16 protein-coding genes are annotated in these 19,805 nt (G+C 47.0%); 4 read left to right on the top strand and 12 right to left on the bottom strand.

Annotated elements, in window-relative coordinates:
- Positions 1–49 precede the first annotated feature (49 nt).
- From prmC to ACU37H_RS19190, 3 genes are all read left to right on the top strand, one after another.
- Positions 50–901 (top strand): peptide chain release factor N(5)-glutamine methyltransferase, encoded by an 852-nt coding sequence (prmC, locus tag ACU37H_RS19200; protein ID WP_472706369.1) that lies wholly within the window; start codon positions 50–52, stop codon positions 899–901.
- Positions 902–1,033: 132 nt separating this feature from the next.
- Complete coding sequence (locus ACU37H_RS19195) at positions 1,034–2,629, top strand: hypothetical protein (RefSeq protein ID WP_472706367.1); 1,596 nt, start codon at positions 1,034–1,036, stop codon at positions 2,627–2,629.
- A 204-nt stretch (positions 2,630–2,833) separates the two neighbouring features.
- Positions 2,834–4,153 carry a hypothetical protein gene (locus ACU37H_RS19190; RefSeq protein WP_472706365.1) on the top strand — a complete coding sequence of 440 codons (1,320 nt, stop codon included), beginning with the start codon at positions 2,834–2,836 and terminating at the stop codon, positions 4,151–4,153.
- A gap of 108 nt (positions 4,154–4,261) precedes the next feature.
- On the opposite strand, the gene ACU37H_RS19185 is transcribed toward ACU37H_RS19190, so the two are convergent.
- A complete protein-coding gene (locus ACU37H_RS19185; protein WP_472706363.1) occupies positions 4,262–5,119 on the bottom strand; it encodes a beta-1,6-N-acetylglucosaminyltransferase in 858 nt (285 codons plus the stop codon).
- A 393-nt stretch (positions 5,120–5,512) separates the two neighbouring features.
- Here ACU37H_RS19185 and ACU37H_RS19180 point away from each other — a divergent pair, with 393 nt between their 5' ends.
- The gene (locus tag ACU37H_RS19180) at positions 5,513–6,853 is read left to right on the top strand and encodes a flippase (protein WP_472706361.1); all 1,341 of its coding nucleotides are present in this window, start codon (positions 5,513–5,515) and stop codon (positions 6,851–6,853) included.
- Between the two features lie 120 nt (positions 6,854–6,973).
- On the opposite strand, the gene ACU37H_RS19175 is transcribed toward ACU37H_RS19180, so the two are convergent.
- From ACU37H_RS19175 to ACU37H_RS19125, 11 genes are all read right to left on the bottom strand, one after another.
- Positions 6,974–8,638 (bottom strand): GMC oxidoreductase, encoded by a 1,665-nt coding sequence (locus ACU37H_RS19175; protein WP_472706360.1) that lies wholly within the window; start codon positions 8,636–8,638, stop codon positions 6,974–6,976.
- 5 nt (positions 8,639–8,643) lie between these two features.
- Positions 8,644–9,222 (bottom strand): gluconate 2-dehydrogenase subunit 3 family protein, encoded by a 579-nt coding sequence (locus ACU37H_RS19170; protein ID WP_472706358.1) that lies wholly within the window; start codon positions 9,220–9,222, stop codon positions 8,644–8,646.
- Between the two features lie 56 nt (positions 9,223–9,278).
- Positions 9,279–10,487: a glycosyltransferase gene (locus tag ACU37H_RS19165; protein ID WP_472706356.1), complete on the bottom strand. Its 1,209-nt coding sequence runs from the start codon at positions 10,485–10,487 to the stop codon at positions 9,279–9,281.
- Between the two features lie 18 nt (positions 10,488–10,505).
- Positions 10,506–11,633: a glycosyltransferase family 4 protein gene (locus ACU37H_RS19160; RefSeq protein WP_472706354.1), complete on the bottom strand. Its 1,128-nt coding sequence runs from the start codon at positions 11,631–11,633 to the stop codon at positions 10,506–10,508.
- Positions 11,614–12,810 carry a glycosyltransferase gene (locus ACU37H_RS19155; protein ID WP_472706352.1) on the bottom strand — a complete coding sequence of 399 codons (1,197 nt, stop codon included), beginning with the start codon at positions 12,808–12,810 and terminating at the stop codon, positions 11,614–11,616. The genes ACU37H_RS19160 and ACU37H_RS19155 overlap by 20 nt, the downstream gene beginning before the upstream one ends.
- On the bottom strand, positions 12,807–13,427 hold the full coding sequence (locus tag ACU37H_RS19150; protein WP_472706350.1) for an acyltransferase: 621 nt from the start codon (positions 13,425–13,427) through the stop codon (positions 12,807–12,809). Before ACU37H_RS19150 ends, ACU37H_RS19155 begins: the two co-directional genes overlap by 4 nt.
- Before the next feature lie 81 nt (positions 13,428–13,508).
- Positions 13,509–14,972 carry an O-antigen ligase family protein gene (locus tag ACU37H_RS19145; RefSeq protein WP_472706348.1) on the bottom strand — a complete coding sequence of 488 codons (1,464 nt, stop codon included), beginning with the start codon at positions 14,970–14,972 and terminating at the stop codon, positions 13,509–13,511.
- A gap of 18 nt (positions 14,973–14,990) precedes the next feature.
- A complete protein-coding gene (locus ACU37H_RS19140; protein ID WP_472706346.1) occupies positions 14,991–17,177 on the bottom strand; it encodes a hypothetical protein in 2,187 nt (728 codons plus the stop codon).
- 23 nt (positions 17,178–17,200) lie between these two features.
- A complete protein-coding gene (locus ACU37H_RS19135; protein ID WP_472706344.1) occupies positions 17,201–17,902 on the bottom strand; it encodes a TolC family protein in 702 nt (233 codons plus the stop codon).
- Between the two features lie 173 nt (positions 17,903–18,075).
- Positions 18,076–19,206, bottom strand: a complete 1,131-nt coding sequence (locus ACU37H_RS19130) for a sugar transferase (RefSeq protein ID WP_472706342.1) — start codon at positions 19,204–19,206, stop codon at positions 18,076–18,078.
- Positions 19,151–19,546 carry a response regulator gene (locus ACU37H_RS19125; RefSeq protein WP_472706340.1) on the bottom strand — a complete coding sequence of 132 codons (396 nt, stop codon included), beginning with the start codon at positions 19,544–19,546 and terminating at the stop codon, positions 19,151–19,153. The genes ACU37H_RS19130 and ACU37H_RS19125 overlap by 56 nt, the downstream gene beginning before the upstream one ends.
- Positions 19,547–19,805: the final 259 nt, after the last annotated feature.

The raw sequence follows: 19,805 nt of genomic DNA, 5'->3' as shown, positions 1-19,805 counted from the left end.
GCGGGCAAATTGACAATCACGCGTAAGGACATTCGATCACCATCCTTTTATGTCGTTACAAAAAACACAGGACCAGTTTGTCCGCACGCTTAGTGCGGTGTATGACGCGGACGAAGCAAAGAATATTTTCGATCTCGTCATCGAGCATTTAACCGGCATTAATCTTCGGGTTGAAAAGAATGTCCGGTTTTCCCCTGATGGTTGCTTTCACGAAATGCTGGACGAAATTGTAAAGCGCCTCTGTCGAAACGAACCGGTTCAGTATATTTTAAATGAAGCCTGGTTTTACGAGCTTCCTTTTTATGTAGATCAGCAGGTGCTCATCCCCCGACCCGAAACCGAAGAGCTGGTTCATTGGATCATCAAAGATTATTCGGGGAAACCCGGCTTAACTATTATTGATGTCGGCACCGGCAGCGGCTGTATTCCTGTTATGTTGCAACGAAAGCTGCCCGAAACGGCAGTGTTCTCTTGTGACGTAAGTGCAGCGGCACTGCGGGTGGCAGAAAAAAATGTGCGGAAACATAAAGCGCCTGTATCGTTAATCGAACTGGATTTTCTTAAACCGGACAGCTGGAAACAACTGCCGAAAGCCGATGTGATCGTTAGCAACCCGCCCTATATTCCTTCGAGTGATCAGGCCACGATGCGACCCAACGTGACCGGCTATGAGCCGCACAGTGCTTTATTTATAGACAACCGGGAACCCCTGATCTTTTATGAGGCGATCGCCCGCGCCGGCAAAGAACTGCTGTTGCCGGAAGGAAGGATCTACGTGGAGATCCATGAAGACCTGGGCGCAGAAACGCTGAAACTGTTTGAATCGAACGGCTACAGTGCCCTGCTGAAACAGGACATGCAGGGTAAGGACCGGATGATCCGGTGTGAAAGAGCAGCATAAGAAACTGAATTTTAGAAAAATATTACAAAATCGTCATCCAGCTCGACCACTGACTGTCCTTTCAAAACAATATCTTTGCGACGTGTGTCATTTTATTGATATCCAAAACAACCAATCCTCAAACCCTCAACCATGACACTTAATAAGATCACTATGCCCTTTCTGGTAGTCCTGTGCTTCATGATGTCGTTTTGCAGTTCGAAAGAAACGCCTGACACTACGGATAAGGAGCCGGATAATGAGCAGCCTGTCGACCCGCCAGATCCCATTGGGGGCACTACCGGCACGATCACCATGGACCAGTTTATAGGAGCCAACGCATTTATAGACGATCCGGTAGATATGCTTAAAGCGGTAGGCTTTATCAGAGAATACCACAACTGGAGCTGGGACGAAGGAAACGGATCTGCCACCTATCCGCGCTTTCCGGACAACCAGATGCAATTTTCGCCCAGTTACCCGGGATGGAGTTTTGATAATTATTATGCCGCTTTGCACAATGAAAAGGTTGAAGTAGTGCCCTGTATTCAGGGAGCGGTGAATTGGCTGCAGGGACAAACGAATTTCCCTTCTCAGAATAAGCCAACCGATGCGGCCGGTTTAAACGCGGCAGATCCGCTTTCTTACCATGCCAAAGCTTTTCATATGTACCAGTTCGCCGCCCGGTATGGCTCGGTAAAAACAGACAACAGCGCACTGGCGTTGGCGCCCAATCAGCCTAAAGTTTCAGGCCTGGGTTACCTGAAATACCTGGAAGACTGGAACGAGCAGGATAAAACATGGGAAGGCCGCGATGCCGAATTTAAACCGGAAGAATATGCAGCCATGGCCAGCGCTGACTACGACGGACATGGCAGCACCATGAACAAATACGGTAAAAAATATGGCATCAAAAACGCCGACCCTTCCATGAAACTGGTGATGGGTGGCCTGGCCAGTTTGAACCTTGACTACGTGAAAAAAATGAAGACCTGGTTTGAGGCGAACCGGCCTGATAAAAAGTTTGCCGCTGACGTCTTGAATTTCCATGTATACGCTTTTAAGGATGGTGTGAGCTGGCAGGGAGGCGGTCCGGCAGTCAGTCCTGAAGCCGCGGGCTTTAAGGCGAAGATGGCCGCCATTATAAAGTATCGTAATGAGCAGCTTCCCGGCAAAGAAGTGTGGGTGTCGGAATTTGGATGGGATACCAACCCCGAGTCTGTGTTAGCACCACCGAGGATCGGCTCGATGGATATCTTCGAAGTTCAGGCCATCTGGCTGGTGCGGACTTACCTGGAACTGGCTGCGGCGGGTGTGGATCGGGCCCAGATGTATATGTCCAGAGACGTCAATCCGAACGACAAGACCTGGTTTTCTACCTGCGGTTTGATGGCGCAGAGAGGTGATTTCACTCCGAAAAAGTCGTGGTATTATGTGTATACGCTGAAAAATGTGTTGAAGGGGACAAAATTCGCAGGCGAGCTGAAGAATGCAAACGCCAATGTATCCGTCTATAAATTTAAAGATCCCGCTTCGTCCCGAGTAGTATATGCTGTTTGGGCCAGAACCAGCCAGGATCTGAAAATCAATGCATTGCCCATTCAATTGCCCGCTGCGGCGAAGGAACTCCGATTGGTGAGCCTCGTCAACAATAGCATTAATGGCGGAGCCACGGCTCTGCAGTCAAATAATGGTCTCGTGAACGTAGATGTAAGCGAAAGGCCTGTTTTTATCACCGCTTCAGAATAAATATACGCCCATGTTAACAAGAATATAACTGCTTATCAAGTACCTGTTTGCCCGTATGGCATATTATTTGTTTCTGTCTAAGATTTTGATTTTAAATCATTCATGATTTAAATGTAGCCCATTGTGTTTCTGTAAACTAATTTTTTATTCAAACCAATCTCGACTATGCGTAAAGTGTTAGCCCCCTCTTTACTTTGTATCTTCATGTCAGCTCTTGTTCTTATTATTTCTTCTTCTTCCTGTACGAAAGGTAATCTGCCCGATATGGTCGATCCGGTCGGAAACGGTTCAGACACGACCATCAACACAGATACCACTTCTCACGATACCACCACCGTACCCCGGCCACCCAGCGGTCGTGTGTTACAGGTAGGCACCGGTTCCGGAAACCTGACCATTGATGGCAATAACCTTACCATAAATGGTACCAAAGTCACGTTTTTGAACGGTGATATTGTAAAAATTAAAGGCGGATCTTATAACAGTATCGTTATCAGAAATGTATCTGTTCCGAACTCCGGCGCGCGCGTTACTTTTATTAATGACGGTGCTATCTCATTCGACGGCGGCAGGCTGATGACGCTGTCCAACCTGAACAATGTTACCGTTTCAGGAGCCGGGCAGTCAGCCAGTGATAAAGGCATTTCATTCACCAACAGTTCTTATCGCGCGATCATGCTTTCCGGAGCGATCGATAATTTCACTTTGCAGAATATCAAATTCAGCAATGTAAGAGACTATGTGATCAGCTATGTTGATCTGAACTCAAAAATATACACAGGCGCGGCCGGCTCATATGCCTCTAATCTTGCTTTCCTGAACATTGATGCGGACAATGTAGGTCCTTTACTTTTCCTGGGCGGCGACGTATCATCCAGCAGTTTTATAGGCCTGATCAAAAAGCTGGAAGTGGCCCATGTTACCTGCGTGGACTCTCCCAGCCCAGGCTCGGTCGTTTCTGTAGGCAATGTAGAAGACTTTAGCATGCATGATAACCGGATCAACAACGTGAATACCAGCAACGACAATCACAACGGAGTGTTCTTTGCGCGCGGTAATGGTAAATTCTACAATAACGTGATCACGAATCACGAAGGTAACGGCTTAAGATTATGGCTTTACAGCGTTGATGACACAAAGACCGTTGAGATCTATAACAACATCGTCTACAACAGCCGTAAATACAGCGGTTTTGAGATCCAGGTGACACCTTATATCCGCGCCAGCACCCTGTTTAAAGCGGCTAATGCTAAAATATACAATAACACCGTTGGAAAGATGAATACGGATAAGATGACTTTTCCCGGAAGACTGCTCGACTTCTACAACACGTACGGCACGCTGGAACTTTACAATAATCTAACGTTTAGCAATAACGACGCGATCATAGTGAATAATATGTCGAGCACGCGGATATCGAGAGATGAAAACAACGTGTATGTCGCGAATGAATCAGATGCAGTTGAAAACACGACTACCTTTAAGTCAAAGGTCAGTGGCATCGGAGCGAATTTGTCGTTCTGATCATTATCCTAAAAGACGGCTATATATAATTAATAAGTCAGCGGCGGGCCAGCAGGTCCGCTGTTGTTCTTTTAAGGAAAAAGAAAAAACGATCCGAGGGCGAACCTGTTACAATCGCTGTTCTAACAGGGATATCACATGGTCATCCACCTGATCGTCGAACTTACGCGCGAAGAAATGGGAAGAGTGTATAAGCTTATCGAAGTCTTCTGTTTTAAGAATCTTGGGGTGGGGGTTATTTTCGGCCCAGTCGATGTAGCGCAGGTTGTCGTTTATAACGGACGATCTGAAGGGAGAATTCATGACGAGCGTGGGAAAGATGATCTCGTCGATGCCCCAGGTCAGGCGGATAAAGTCCTTTACTTTTTTTTGAGTCAGCACCTGCTCTGCAAGATAGTAAGCGCATTCGGCCTGTAACGTCCACCAGGTGGCGCAGTTACCGCCAACCAGCTCCCATCCTTCCGGCGCTCGCCGCCGGGGCAATACTTTATTGGCGACGTTTTGAACGGCATATTTAAAGCGGATATCCAACTCATTAAGGTGGTATCGTTCAAACCGGTTCGCACTGTCGTCCCACCAGGCCTTCGCTTCATCGCCTTCAAAATAAGAGATGAATTGCTGTCCCTGATGCTGGCTGATAAAATCTACAAATTCATTGACAGGCCTGATGGGGAAGTCCTGACCACTGATCAGGCTGATATAATCATATTGCACCCCGGACGCCTTGATCGCCATTATGGATTGTACCACTGCATAGATCATGCTGGGGCCGCCCCAATGAACTGCTATGCGGTTTTCGATCAATATTACATTGGGAATGTCTGCAACAGCTTTCCGGAAGAGAGAGATGTCTGCTTTATTATCGACGTGAACATAAGTAGTGCAGGAAGGATGATTTAATTTTCTCAATAACCGGCCCAACTGACCAGGGTTTTTATGGGCTAAAACCAGATTACAGACTTGCATTACATCAAATTTAGCTGAAGATTTTTGTTTTTATTTATCCGGGGCATAAATTCTTTTCAATTAGTACAGCCTGTAAGAAGCAGGGATAATTCCAGCGTCAAGAAATCCATTTGATCCATGCGTCAACCGTAAAATCACTACCAACTCTATGCGAGTCTCGGAGTCTTTATTCAGGTCTTTTTACGTCACGGAATCATCCCTTTTGAACGAGTACCATTGCGTCAGGCGGGTTCAAAAATTTATTTATTCAACCCTTATCATATCTGCACATTTAATGACACTTACGAGGTCATTATGATATATTTGCACTTTCATGCCCAAAGCGAGAAGCATATTAAACCCGGTGAAATGAATCCATCGTCATTTATTTTACAGCTTAACTAGCCCATAAACATGTCTCAAAAAAACTACTGGCTCAAAAATGCCATCATGACTATTTTCCAGAACAGTAGTAATCTCGTGCTGGGTTTTCTCAACTTCTACATGCTGATCCGTTTGCTTTCGCCAAACGACTACGGTACCTGGATCATTTTTGTCAGCATCATTACTATCGTTGAACTTTCGAAGAACGGGCTGACACAGGAAGCGACGATCAAATATCTTTCGGGCGCTGATCCAGACAATAAAAAGAAGATCACTACTGCTACTTTTATCATTAATGTCGGGATATCGCTCCTGCTCACACTGCTATTCCTGGTACTATCTCCACTGGCGGGGGACCTTTGGGATTCCGATGTCTTGCCTTTCATGCTCAACCTGTATACGATCACGTTTATCATCTCAGGTGTATTGTCTGAGCTCAACTGCATCGAACAGGCGAACCTGCAGTTTAAAGGGACATCGCTGGCACCGATGGTGAAACAATTGGTTCCCTTTGGCTATATCTCTTATCATTACTTTTTTGACCAGCCGGCGAATCTTACTTCGCTGACGACTGCCACGATTCTCGGTGTGGTGGCTGCAACGCTGGTCTCGCTGCTATTCACGTACAAGTATATCAGCTTTACAAAACTGATCGATTTTACCTGGATCAAAAAAATACTGAATTTCGGTAAGTATAGCTTTGCCGTTTGGGTGAGCACGATGCTGGCCGGCTCTATTGACCAAATGATGCTTGGCTCTATGCTTTCCAAAGCGGCCAGTGGTATATTTAACGTCACGATGCGGATCACGAACCTCACAGATATCCCGATCAACGCCATGTCGACGATCGTATTTCCCCAAAGTTCTAAAAGGCACGAGGCGGACGGAGATGCTTCAGTAAAATACCTGTACGAGAGATCGGTCGGCGTGATCCTGGCGGTCCTGGTACCCTGTGTTATCGCCTTATTTGTCCTGGCTGATTTTGTCATGCTCGTCGTGGCCGGCGAGACTTACCAGGAGTCGGTACCCCTGCTGAGGATCATCCTGATCAACGCCATCTTCGCGCCGTACGTAAGACAGTCCGGTATTGTGCTGGCCGCGTCGGGTCGCGCGCGTATTAACTTTTATATGGTGACGTTATCGGGCGTTCTGGTATTCCTGTCGAACCTGGTATTCATACCGGTTTGGGGAATCATGGGTGCCGCCTATGCCAGCGTGTTTGTGAACGTGGTCGCATTTTTTATCACCCGTTATATCTTAAAGAAATACTTCCGCATCAACGTGCTTAATCCGTGGATCTATGCGGTGGCCTTCTATCCAGAATTCCTGAAGAAGATACTGAAGCGTAAAGCGCCCGAAAACCAGGAATAGTCCGGCCGGCTATGGATAAAACGAGATTCCCCGGCTACGTAAACCGGTCAGACGGGGACCGTCAGACCGGGTTGGGTAATTCTCCCGTTTTATCTGCCGGCTGCTTTATTTCCATCTGCCTTATAAATGGCCCTTCTTCAATTCGTCGAACGCGAACTGGCAGGCGCGGGCGGTCAGCGCCATATAGGTCAGCGAAGGATTCTGACAGGCGGAAGAAGTCATGCAGGCGCCATCTGTGACGAATACATTCTTTACCGCATGCAGCTGGTTGTTGCCATTCAGCACAGACGTTTTTGGATCGCGACCCATCCGGGCGGTTCCCATCTCATGGACGGTTCCCCCACCTGGTTTATTATAATTGAATGTTGAAATATTTTTGAACCCGGCCTTATCCAGCATAGCTGCAGAAGACTCCTGGATATCGGTCATCATGTTTTGTTCATTTTCGCGAAATTCAAAATCGATCTCTACCAGCGGCATGCCCCACTTATTTTTTGTATCGCTCAGGCTGATCTTATTCTCGTGGTAAGGAAGGCATTCTCCCCATCCGGCCATCCATACGGCCCAGGGCCCTGGCTTGATCAATTTCTTTTTAAAGTCCTCGCCGAACTCGCCCGGAGCCGCACCCACGATATCGCCCCATTCGCCCCGCTCGCCATCACCCTGGATATTGTAGCCGCGTCTAAAAGCCAGGTTGTTCTCGTTTTTCAAATTGCGGTAACGCGGAATGAGAAACCCGCAAGGCCTTCGGCCTTTATAATAATACTCCTGGAAGCCTTCATGCTCGCCCCAGGCACCGGCAGAGGAATGGTGGTCCATCAGGTTGTGGCCTAACTCACCGCTATCATTGCCCATGCCATCCGGGAAGCGGCGCGAGGTCGAATTCAGCAGGATCGCTGTAGAGGCAATGGTCGAGGCATTGACAAAAATGATCCGTGCGTAATATTCAAAAGGCTGCATGGTTTCCGTATCGATACCGCGCACACCTTTGGCTTTTTGGGTTTGATCGTCAAAGATGATTTCCAGGACTGTAGAAAACGGGCGCAGGGTCAGGTTACCGGTGCCGAGCGCGGCCGGGATGGTTGAACTATTACTGCTGAAATACGCGCCAAACGGGCATCCCCGGCTACACAGGTTTCTATTGAGGCATTTGCTGCGCGAACCGATTTGTTGTGTAAGGTTCGCGACCCGCGCAATAGTCAATACCCGCTGATCAAAATTTTTATAGATCGAATCCTTTAAATGATCTTCAATACAATTGAGCTGCATCGGGTCCTGGAAGCAACCATCCGGTAACTGGGGCAGGTTTTCTTTACTGCCACTGACCCCGATAAATTGCTCTACATAGTCATACCATGGCGCCAGGTCTTTATACCTGATCGGCCAGTCGACACCTACACCGTCTTTGCTGTTGGCCTCAAAATCCAGATCGCTCCAGCGATAACATTGCCGGCCCCAGGTCAGTGACTTTCCGCCAACCTGGTTGCCCTGCGCCCAAAAGAAAGGCTTGTTCTGTATGTAAGGATAATCGCTATCCTTTATAAAGAAACCCTTCGATGCCTCATCAAAGAAGTTTTGCTGCACGGGATTCTCTTCCCGGTCCTGCCGGGTGGTCTGCAGGCGATTGGGGAATTCCCAGGGCTTCAACATGGCAGTCGGGTATTCCCCATGCTTTACGTCGCGGCCACGCTCCAACAATAAGGTCTTTAGCCCTTTCTCTGTAAGTTCTTTAGCAGCCCATCCGCCACTAATCCCCGAACCGATTACAATTGCATCGTAGTTCATAAAAATTATTTTGTAGCCCATCCTGGTTGCCCGGGTTCTAAAGGCGTGCAGGGAGCATATTGTAAAGGGATGTAGTCATAGCGCAATACTTTTGTGGCCCCGATCTCTGACGTGCAAAAACCGATCACCGCCAGATCTCTCAATGTTTCAAAGAATGGGGCGCCCCTCAGCCGTTTGTCGATCTTGCGCATCAAAGGCTGGCGAAACAAAGTGGTACTGTCTTGTACAGACCTGAGGATATCCGTTTGTTGTTCGGTGGTGCAGGCCGTGAAATCCTTTTTGTATCTCACCCTGGTCAGGCTTTCTACATTCTTCAGACCTGAAATGAAATTATTGGCATCCTTGGTAGAAAGCTGCTCCGCTACGGCATGGACAATATAGTCGCCCGCGTTAGCTTCGGAGGCGCCCGGCGTATCCGTTGCGGGGATGATCAGCTCTGCCAAAGCATTGATGAGCGATCTCTTTGATCGCACATACTCTTTATCGATGGACTTATGTAAGTGCAGTATTTCAAACACGGAGCCCACGGCTGCCGCAGCAACACCATAAAGAAAAAGACTTTTAATGACGTTTCTCCGATTCATAAGCGGTCATAACATTTCAGTTCAGAAAAATTGCGATAGAAAGATTGATTGCATTATTAAAAAGGTTTGTTCATCCGCGACGCTACTTCTTCACAAGCTTTGGACATAAGCTCGATACTATTTTCCCAGCTATGAGACAGGGCGAATGTTTTCCTGGCTTCCTTTAGTTCCGGGCTATCCGTGTCCAGCAAATGCTGGATGCCGTCGATATATTCCTGCTCATTATTAGCCAGCAGTATGTAATCCTTAAAGTCCAGCATGGGCTCGGTCTGCGTAACAATGGTGGCTTTTCCTAAAGCCAGGTATTCGTCCACCTTGCGCGGATAATTACCAATGGTGATAGGATTGACATATTGCGGGTTCATACAAACGTCGAAGTATTGAATATAGGACGCCAGCTCCTCGGGCCGCCTGGTACCCAGCATGTGCACATTGGACATATGGTGCAGTTTGCTTCCCTTAAAGCTTTCATCTTCCGGACCGATATATACGAAACTCCAGTTTCCCTTCTTTTCCGCAAGATGTTCCAGCAAAGTCAGGTCCAGTCGCGAAGTCCATAATGCGCCTACGTAACCAATGACAGGACGGCGAATCGCTTCCATCTCGGGCCTGCGCTCCAGGTTCTCGTCGCGGAAATACGTAAAGTCACACCCCTGGCCCACTTTGAAAGAGTTGGGATTATTTCTTTTGCAATAGTTTTTGAGATATTCTGAATTGGCTAAGCAAAGGTCACTCTTCGCCATCAGTTCAGGTTCCAGCTGGGCACCGTGCTTCTTCCAGTATTCAACGCCTACGATATTGTCTCTTGAATAATAAATGGAAAGAAAAGGATTCAAAAAATCCTTGAGATAAAAAGCCTTGAATACTTCATTATCATTGAACAGGATGTAATTCTTAAAAGACAGCTGTTGAATGGCTTTTTGGATGGACCGCGCGAACCGCTTGTTGTTGATCCGGTTCAGTGGTTTAAACCAACCCGTGAAAGGCACCCAGTTGATGGACTCTACCAGGCAGTCGGGATACAGATTGAAAAGATTGTAATTGATCTGCACCAGTCCCGATTCCCTGCCTTTGATCACGTTGATGCGTTTATCGATTTTGGGATCGCCTTTTCCGCGCCACTTGGATATGCGATCCAACGGAGAGTTGACATACAGCACCCTGTTGTACTTGCTGAATTCTAAAGCAATGTCTTTACAATTACTGCCGATCTCCGTATCCCAGGGCTGCTGGCCGACAATGATAATATCTTTATTCTTAAGCATAGTTTAGAAAGGGTTTTGTCAGGGCATTGATTGATAGAGGTCCATTAACTGTAAAGCAGAGGTTCTCCAGCTAAAAGCCGCCGCACGCTCCACTCCATTTTGTGACAGCTCCTGCCGCAATGAGGGATTGGCCAGTACCTCATGTATCTTCTCCGCAATGTCCATTACATTATAAGGGTCGATGTATACCGCCGCGTCTCCGCCGATCTCCGGCATGGAAGAAGTGTTGGAGGTGATAACAGGCGTACCACAGCCCATCGCCTCTAATATCGGAAGACCAAAGCTTTCGCGTAATGAAGGATAGACGTAGAGCGTTGCTGCGTTGTAGATCAGCGGCATCTCATCGGCATTGATAAAGCCCGGGAACACAAACCATTTGATCAGCTCGGGGCGGCCTTTTTCTTTCAGTTTATTTTTTACCAGTTCCGCTTCGTAATCCAGTATTACCAGGGGTTCGGGGTTGTTGACCGTGCTGAGATAATGGATATACGCTTCGATCAGGTTCGGCGTGTTCTTTTTGGGCGCCGTATTGCCCAGGAACAGGATAAAAGAATCCGGAAGCTTATACTTTGATTTGAATTGTTGTATCTGCGCGGGGGTGTATTGATTGTTGAACTTCGGATTGGCGGCGTTATAGATCACTTTCACCTTTTCCTCCGGCAATCCTAATTTGTTGACGATCGTATTCTTTTCAAACGCTGAAACGGTGATGATGACCTCGCTTTTGCTGACCGCCCTGGGCACGATCCATTTGCGGTACATATTACCAAAATTCTGGTAAGCCGTGCCTTTGAAATCGAGCGACTCCAGGTAGATGATGTCGTGCAGCGTAAGCATCAGCGGTCTTCCCGGATTGAAAGGGGCCGTGTTGCAGGTCGCGTGCAGAAAGTCCACACCAGCTTTGCTCAACTGGCGGGGTAACGACCATTGTTCCCAGTCGGCATAAGTAAACCCTTTCACCTTCTGAATGCGAAAATTGTCTGTTGGTTGCACGCACTGATCGTCCACATCATCTTTTACAAACAACACGTATTCATTCTCCTTGTCCAGTTGCTGCAGTTGCCTGATCAGTTCCAGGGCCACCACTTCCATGCCGTGTTTTTTCTGCCTGAATAAGCGCTGTACCTCAATTCCTATCCGTTTCATAATAATCGTTTTTATAAGCTGAAACATCATGCCGGGTTGCTACAGAAATCTTGTTGGCAGCACGTGCTTTGAAAAGAGCCACGACCTGGTAGTAGATAAACCGCGGTAAATTGACCAATGCTTTATAGATAGCAGGAGTAGCTTTAAATGTACGGAGGCCGATCGCGAATAGCGCGACAAACACTACAATGGAAGCCAGCCAGATCCAGAGTAAGGCAGGTGCAAAAAAGATATTGACCACGATGCAAACCGCGCTCACGAAACCTAAAATAAATAAAGGCGGGCGAAGTAACATCATAGAAAAGGCAAACTGGTTCCAGTTGAGGTTGACCAGCGATCTGAAGAACAGGAGCATGGCCAGGCTCCAGTATTTAAACCAGGTGTTGATCCAGCGCGCGCGTTGCTTCACCAGCTGATCCGCCGCAGACGTTTTCCCATCGAGCACGACAGCATCCTGAGCGAAAGCGATCCGCTTCTTATTTCGAACCAGCTCGTACTGCAGGAACTTATCAAAGCCTGCGCCGGATATATCAAAATGTTCTAAAGACTTTACGAATACCTCAGTCCTGAAAGCCATACCCGAACCGGCGAGCGATGCGGATGAGCCTGCTTCAAACAATAATTTGCGATCGATGAAGCGATAGAGCATATCACCGGCCTCATCCAGGCAGGCGTAGGTCGTATTCAGGTTGCGCGCAGCCCGGACGCCCTGTACCGCATCGTAGCCCTGGTTGATCTTCGCGGAGATCCTGCTTAAATATTGTTCGTCTACAATGTTATCACTATCGATGATCGTGAGCACATCGTGTGGCCTCACGAAATGCCGGATCGCATAAAAGTGAGACCTGGTGTTGCTGGCCAGTTTCGTGTCGGGCCGGAGGATGATCACTTTTTCTGATGAGAAATGCAGGTTAGATATATCACAATCATCTGCAACCACATAGATCATGTAATTGGAATAGGTGGAACGCAGGATGGAATGCACCACGTCCGGGATGAGATCAGTTTGTTGAAATGCGGTAACGATAATTCCTATATCATTGCCCGGCATTGCAGCAGCATGCTTTGGAGATGCAGGCCGCAACAGTTTCCTGATGCCGCTTAATAAAAACAGCACGAAAGGAAACCAGAACGGCGCGGTCACGACAACTTGTAATATGGTCCAGAGGGTTCTCATTTTTTGACTGACTCCCAGCTTTTGGTTTCGTGATTGTATTGTTTGATCATACGCGCTGGATTGCCCACTACTACCGTGTAGGGCTGCACATCTTTGGTTACCACGGATCCGGCGCCGACGATGGCATGCTTACCAACAGTGATGCCTGCGGTAAGCACCGCATTAGCTCCTATCCACACATTATCTTCAATCGTAATAGGCTTGCAATCTACATCCTGCAGGCTCGGGGGTATTGATACATCTTCGTATCGATGGTTGAGGCCGGATACGACAATATGCTGCGCCAGCATCACATGATTGCCGATCTGCACGGGTCCAATGATCACGCAGCTCATGCCGATGATGGTCTGATCGCCGATGACAACATTTCCCACCCCGTTATTGATCACCGAAAAGTCTTCGATAATGGAGCGCTGTCCGACACTGAAGGTATTATAAGGAAACACATCGAGTCGGGCCATTCTTCTGACAATGGCACCACTACCCTTCTTGTGAATAAAAGGGTTCACAAAAATGCGCATCCAATAGCGGGGCCTGGGGTCCTGCTTGGGATGCATCATCCACGTGGTGACTTTGCGGAGAAAATCACTTGATTTTATTTTATCCTTTAGCGTCATTTTGTTTTGCTTCTCAACCCGGATCGGATACCGATCGCGAAAAAAATAAGTCCGGGTATGACAAAGAGTATAAAGGGCATGTTATGATTGTATTAAAACAGGACTATTGGTCTTGTCATTGCGTTCTAACCTGTGTGCATTGAAAACCGCTGCCAGCGAGAGCCAGACAATGAGCGAAGAGGGAATATCATTCATCACCTCGTTACCATAACTACATATAAACAACCCGATCACACCTGAACCCAGGGCATTTAACTTGATCTTTAAATTCTTATCGGTGATGGTCCAGATCAGACCGAAACTCTTACCGATCAGGTACATCAAACTACAAAACCAGATAATAAAACCGATAATACCATACATCGCCCACAATTTCACCCAGTAACTATCCGGCTCGATGGTCGACAAAAATTTATCACTGTTATACTTGTGCCCAAAGGTCCCGATCACGCCCAGCCCACCCCCAAAGGGTCTCGACTTCATGTACTCGGCCAGTACCCGCTGGCTTTCCAGCCTTACCTTCAATGAAGGATCTTCCGGATCAGTAGCGGTTCTTAAACGGTAAATATTGTAATTCCCGTTACCGATCGTCGTATATTTCAATACGCCTACAAACAAGCCCAGCACTACTACGCCTAACACGATCACTTTGAACTTCCGCGCAAAGAACAACGCTGAACCGGCCGCGCCAATCAACGCAAAGAAAGAGCCGCGTGTGCCGGAGATCAACATTCCGTAAAAGAACAGCATCGCAAGACCGATCAACAATATCTTCCGGCCCCAACCTTTAAGACCCAGGGCAAGTATGGCACAAAGCACGGATACCTGCGCCTGTGAAGGGCCAAACTGGCCGGCATGACTGTAAAAGGAAAACACGCGCAACTGACCAAATACAATATGCGTGACACTTCCTCCTTCATCCAGGAACCGCTGCTCACCCGGAGACAGTCCGATGTACTGTTGCTTGATGCCGTTGAGCACACCTAAAAAAGAGCAGACAATCATCACGTAGATAATCGTATTCAGTTTCTTCTTATTGGTGATCAGTATCATCCCCAGCGGAGCGATCAGTAAAGGCAATAACGCCGTTGACCGGATCTCCTGCAGCCAGCCCATCACACTGGCACCGGCGGGGTTTCCTAATTGTAGCACGCTGATGACAAACCAGACCAGGCATAAAATGGTCAGTTCACTTTTTAATACAGAAAAATCGTAGCGTTTGGCATTGTACCACACGCTCAACCATGTTAAAATCAGCAATGCTTCCGTGCCCAGCCCAAACTGAATATCTCCGCTGATCTCTCTCGACAGCACAAACAGAAAAAAGCAGTAGACAAAGACCGATACCAAGCCTACAAAAGGTTCCTTGAACAACACCACCAGGAATATCACCAGTCCCGCTAAAATCACGGGAATCATGGGAATGAAGACCAGGTTAGTGGTCATGGCCGCGACACCGGACAACAGACATAACACCAGTGCTGCTATTATGATCAGGTAGCCGCGCTTGGTTAATTTCTGATATCCGGATGGCACTTGGTACATCAATATATTTTATCGCCATCAGGCTATCTTCACCTTGTTCAGAACCCATCCCAGGAATCCGGGCTGTGATGACAAATAATTTAAGAAAGGTCTGTTTTCCTCGGAGAATTTGGAACCGGCTTCATATACGGCTACACTGCGATCACAAAACATCAGCCACTCTTTCACATTGTGCAGATCCTGGCCGCTGTAAATATCGATAATCACTATATCGAATGTGTTCTTCAACACTTCGAACCCGGCGATCAGGCTCTTGGTATCTCTGAGTTCAAGCAGTGAGTTATTGGACGTGTTCCGGTTCAGGATCGTGATCCGGTCTTCCACCTGTATCTGCTTTTTAACGAGGAAGGATTCAAACTTTTGTTGCTTATCAGGATTGATGCCTTCGTTTTTATTCGTCACCAGGTCGAGGATATTGCCGTCCTTTTCACAGATAAGCAACACATTCTTGCCCATCATGGCGAAGGCATAGCTCAGGCTTCCGGCCAGAAAGGTTTTCCCATCGCCGTTCTTCATGCTGGTAATACCCAACACATTATTTTCTTCTGACAGATGCTGATTGATCTCAAAACGGAGCGATCGCAGAAGATCTTTATATGCACTATAATTCTTGATCGTGTTCTGATCTTTCCATATGTTACGAAGATCCTTATCGTCTTCGGTGATATAGTTAAGACAGCCGAGTACTTTTTGCTGGGTTACTGCTTCAAGCCTCGAAGTGTTTTCTACATTTTTATTTAAGGCAAACGTGAGGAACAAAGTCATCACGCAGAGCAGGAAACTTGAGACGCCTGAAAAACCAACAAACATCACCGTTTTGGATTTTTCGGGTGGCCCGGGTAATCCCGGTTCGGCCAGGCTCAGGTTGGCGCTGCTCTTGGCCATCAGTTCTGTTTGCGTGTATTGATTTTGCGCCTGCTCATAATCGGTGGACGCGTTCTCGGCATCACGTAAAACATCGGTAGAGGTGGATGGCAAGTTGGTTGCAGCACCTATTCCTGAAGGATTAGGCATCGATCTCAGCTGATCTTCTACTGTTCTTAATGCTGCCTGCGTGGAAGCCAGATCGCCTTCCAGTTTCAGGCGTTCGGCCAGCAGATCCTGCCGCAGGGCAGCCGTGTTGGACCCGGCATTGCTGGAAGATCTTGCAATCAAACGGTCTTTGATCCGCTGTAATGAGTCAACCGTATTCCGGTCCTCTGCACGAAAATTGTTATTGATATACCGCTGGTTCGCAATTTTCAGTTGCGCATCGATATTGACGATGTCCACGTTTTCCCTGGACTGGCTTTGATTAACATATCCGCCCTTGCCCTGCAATTTGGCATTGACCTCTTCGAGGTTTCCTTTGATGGAGCTGATCTGACGCAGGTATTGCAGGCGTTGTGCTTCGGCTTCAGAATACCGTGAATAGGCCACTTCAGACTGACGCTGCGCATTGGCCTGACCAGCTGCCTTGGCTGCCTCTCCTTCCAATGCTCTTCTCGCTTCAGCGCTTTTACGCTCCATTTCCAATTGTTTATTCTGCAGCACCGTGTCCAGCAGCGCTAATGACTGCCGCTGACCGGCCGCAGCCAATCCATTATAATAGGTGATAAAATCAGTGGAAAAAGTATTTACGACATAGGCCGATAAATCAGGATTTGGAGAGGAATACACCACCTGAATGAAATCGCTCTCGCCACTCCTGGAAATGGAAAGGTCTTTCAACAGGGATCTTTCGTCATAACCGGACTGGGTCAGCATATCAAACAACTTGATGCGGTTGCCGTTATCCGCAACAGAAATCAGACTACCCGCCTCCAGGCGTTTCCGGTATTCATTGATGGCAATCTGCTTGTCTTCTTCAGAAAGTTGCTTCATCAATTTGGACGGCTCTTTGAAAGCCTGCGAAGGATTTTCCAGGTCGTGGAGGATCAGCTTATACGACAGTGCGTTCATGCTGCGCTTTGATTTCATCCGCTCCATGATGTTGCCAAACTGCTGGCTAAGCTGGAAGAAATCCATCCTTTCGGCGCCATTCAGCGCGCTTTGCTGGAACCGGCTGGCAAGCCCGGTAGAAATTAAAGATGTTGAAGTGTAGGTCTTCGGCAGCGTTTTAGCCATGAAGTAAGTGGCCACAGCAATCACCACGGGAACCGCAATCAGCAGCCATTTGAATTTGAGTAAATATTTTAAAAAATCCTTTAGATTCAGATTGATCATTACTTAATTGCTTTTTTGTCTTATCACTTAACATTCTCAACAGCCGTACCAATAACACTTTCAAGCAGGTTTTTGGCTTTCAGATAGGTTACTTCTGCTTCCAGTGCCTCTACGTCTGCTTCAACGGAAGAGCTTTTCGCCTGGGTGTAAATGTCCAGCGTCACGGTGCCGTTCTGAAACTGGGATTGAGCATTGGTTAAAATGCTTCTGAAATCTTTAGCCGCAAGGGTTTTGATCTCTAACTGCTTTCTTGCAGCAAGGAAATCGTAGTAGTTCGACTTCACCATATTGGTCAGTTCAATGCGGTAATCAGCACTTTGAGCCTGGGCTATTTTATAATCCGCTTTGGCCGCTTTCAGGTTGGCAGGCTTGGAGAGCACGTTACCCAGGTTAACGGTCACACCAAACTGGAACCCGCTTAGCACCACATTGTTGACACCACCGCTACCGCCGCCGGGAATATAGATCAGTCCTTCGTTTCTCTGGGGGCTGTAGAAATAGCTGGCATTGAAAATGTCAAACAAAGACATCGTCGCCATGGTAACCTGGGCCCTGGCTTTTTCCGTAGTATAGTCAGCCACCTTTCTCCTGGGATAGTTTACCAGGGCCAGGCTGATACACTTCTTCAGGAAAGGATCATTGATATCGGCAATGATCGACTCCTGGGAAAACGCAACGGTAGAAGTCAGTAAAAAGATGAATGAAATAACAATCTTAGCTTTCATCGTAAATGTTTATTTCTTTTAATAGCCGAACAGCACCTTATAATTGATCCGAATGATGTCGGCCGTTCGTATATCGTTTGTTTTTTCAACTCGTTGAAACACTAGTTCCGAAAATCTGATCGGAGCGTTTCATGCGGAATGTTTATTGTTTATGATAGTCGAAAGATTTCACATCAAACCTTCTCTTTCTGCAACATAGCAGGCACCGTTTTGAAAATGATCTTGAGGTCCATCCAGAACGATCCGTCCTTTGCGTAGGTATTGTCCAGTTGCTTGCGCTCGTCTTCCGACATTTCGGCTTTACCTCTTTTACTGATCTGCCACAACCCGGTGATACCGGCCGGTCCCAGGAAACGCATGGCGAACTGATCAGAAGTCAATTGCTCTGCCTCATACAATGGCAATGGCCTGTTACCTACAATGGACATGTCTCCTTTCAGCACGTTGAACAACTGTGGCAGTTCATCAATACTGGTTTTACGGAGGATATTACCCACCTTGGTGATACGCGGATCGTTGAGGATCTTTACAAATGCTTTTTGAGTTCCCTGCTGTTCCCCTGCAGCGTATTGGTTATTGGTCTTGCTCAGGTTTTCCAGCTTTTTATCAGCATCTACTACCATTGAGCGGAACTTATAAAAATCGAAGATCTTATAACCACTTCCGGCACGTTTGCTTTTGTATACCACAGGTCCTTTGCTTTCCAGTTTGACCAGTATGGCCACCAGCAGGAACAAAGGAGACAGCAGCAGGATCAAAAATGTAGACACGAGAATATCGAACAGCCGCTTGGATACCGGCATTTTATATTCGAGGTTTTTGGCAGGCATGCGGCCCGGATCGTGTGGTTTCAAAAGCTTGAACTTGATCAGGAAATTGATCCTCTCAAATATCAGCGCGGTATTGAATGGTTTGAAATAAATATCGTTGGCCTTTGCCTCCAGCGCACGCTGGTGAAGCTCGGCTTTGTTGGACGAAGACAGGAGGATCACGATGATCCCCGATGTTAATGCGTTTTCCCTGATCTCTTTTACCTGGTTAAACACGTGAAATTCATCATTGGTCTGCATTTCAATCAGCAAAGCATACGGCAGATCCACCATCGATGATTGCGACAAATGGCTGTTGAACTCAACCAGGTTGTCATATTGATCGATGCGGTAATTGAAATAGCCGCGACCTTCACTAACGACTTCCTCGAAAAATGCGCTGCCGATATAGGCAATACCAACGGTTTGGCTCAGGGCATTAGTTTTCAGAGGCGGAGAGTTTAGTGTGCTCGGAGAGTAGGTATTTGACTGCATCTTTTAGCTTGGTCGGATTAAAAGGTTTTTGAAAAATTTCATTTACAGGAAACGGTAATTGTGATTCAAGTTGTTGTGTATCCGAAGTCCCGGTGAGCACGATAACCGGTATTTTGGAAAATATACCGCTGATCTTGATGGATTTTAAAAATTCGGGGCCATTGAAGTACGGCATATTAATATCCAGTATGATAAGATCGGGCTTATTGCTCTCCTCCAACCATTGAATGGCTTCATAACCATTGTTTTTTAAAACGATCTTGTAGTCTTTAGCCAAAACAAATTCCAGCAGTTTTAAAATAGTGGGTTCATCATCTACTATCAGAATTGTTTTTTTCATGAATACCTGAGGTTTAGAAGTACGGGCTACTTTGATTTAGAGAATACGCTGTAAAATTAAGAACAAGATAGTAAAATATGCAGAATATTTATAAAATAATTCTACCCTATTATTATGATATCCAACGAAAGTGCCGGTCCGAAAAACACGAGCTTGCTAAACCAGAGTATATCCGGTCGAACTGCCCTAAATGACTCATATCATACGTTTTACGCAACGTATAAGCTGTGCGGGGAATTACCTTCACTTTTAGCACTTC

It is taken from the genome of Niabella sp. ZPM-14 (assembly GCF_055693045.2).
This window is presented reverse-complemented; position numbering and strand designations above follow the sequence as displayed.

What these genes read in the sequence shown, in the direction of transcription:
- ACU37H_RS19185 (WP_472706363.1), bottom strand. Translation starts at nt 5,119, where the DNA reads ATGCAAGTCTGTAATCTGGTTTTAGCCCATAAAAACCCTGGTCAGTTG.
- ACU37H_RS19140 (WP_472706346.1), bottom strand. Translation starts at nt 17,177, where the DNA reads ATGATCAATCTGAATCTAAAGGATTTTTTAAAATATTTACTCAAATTC.
- ACU37H_RS19180 (WP_472706361.1), top strand. Translation starts at nt 5,513, where the DNA reads ATGTCTCAAAAAAACTACTGGCTCAAAAATGCCATCATGACTATTTTC.
- ACU37H_RS19150 (WP_472706350.1), bottom strand. Translation starts at nt 13,427, where the DNA reads ATGACGCTAAAGGATAAAATAAAATCAAGTGATTTTCTCCGCAAAGTC.
- ACU37H_RS19135 (WP_472706344.1), bottom strand. Translation starts at nt 17,902, where the DNA reads ATGAAAGCTAAGATTGTTATTTCATTCATCTTTTTACTGACTTCTACC.
- ACU37H_RS19195 (WP_472706367.1), top strand. Translation starts at nt 1,034, where the DNA reads ATGACACTTAATAAGATCACTATGCCCTTTCTGGTAGTCCTGTGCTTC.
- ACU37H_RS19160 (WP_472706354.1), bottom strand. Translation starts at nt 11,633, where the DNA reads ATGAAACGGATAGGAATTGAGGTACAGCGCTTATTCAGGCAGAAAAAA.
- ACU37H_RS19130 (WP_472706342.1), bottom strand. Translation starts at nt 19,206, where the DNA reads ATGCAGTCAAATACCTACTCTCCGAGCACACTAAACTCTCCGCCTCTG.
- ACU37H_RS19165 (WP_472706356.1), bottom strand. Translation starts at nt 10,487, where the DNA reads ATGCTTAAGAATAAAGATATTATCATTGTCGGCCAGCAGCCCTGGGAT.
- ACU37H_RS19190 (WP_472706365.1), top strand. Translation starts at nt 2,834, where the DNA reads ATGTCAGCTCTTGTTCTTATTATTTCTTCTTCTTCCTGTACGAAAGGT.
- prmC (WP_472706369.1), top strand. Translation starts at nt 50, where the DNA reads ATGTCGTTACAAAAAACACAGGACCAGTTTGTCCGCACGCTTAGTGCG.
- ACU37H_RS19175 (WP_472706360.1), bottom strand. Translation starts at nt 8,638, where the DNA reads ATGAACTACGATGCAATTGTAATCGGTTCGGGGATTAGTGGCGGATGG.
- ACU37H_RS19145 (WP_472706348.1), bottom strand. Translation starts at nt 14,972, where the DNA reads ATGTACCAAGTGCCATCCGGATATCAGAAATTAACCAAGCGCGGCTAC.
- ACU37H_RS19170 (WP_472706358.1), bottom strand. Translation starts at nt 9,222, where the DNA reads ATGAATCGGAGAAACGTCATTAAAAGTCTTTTTCTTTATGGTGTTGCT.
- ACU37H_RS19125 (WP_472706340.1), bottom strand. Translation starts at nt 19,546, where the DNA reads ATGAAAAAAACAATTCTGATAGTAGATGATGAACCCACTATTTTAAAA.
- ACU37H_RS19155 (WP_472706352.1), bottom strand. Translation starts at nt 12,810, where the DNA reads ATGAGAACCCTCTGGACCATATTACAAGTTGTCGTGACCGCGCCGTTC.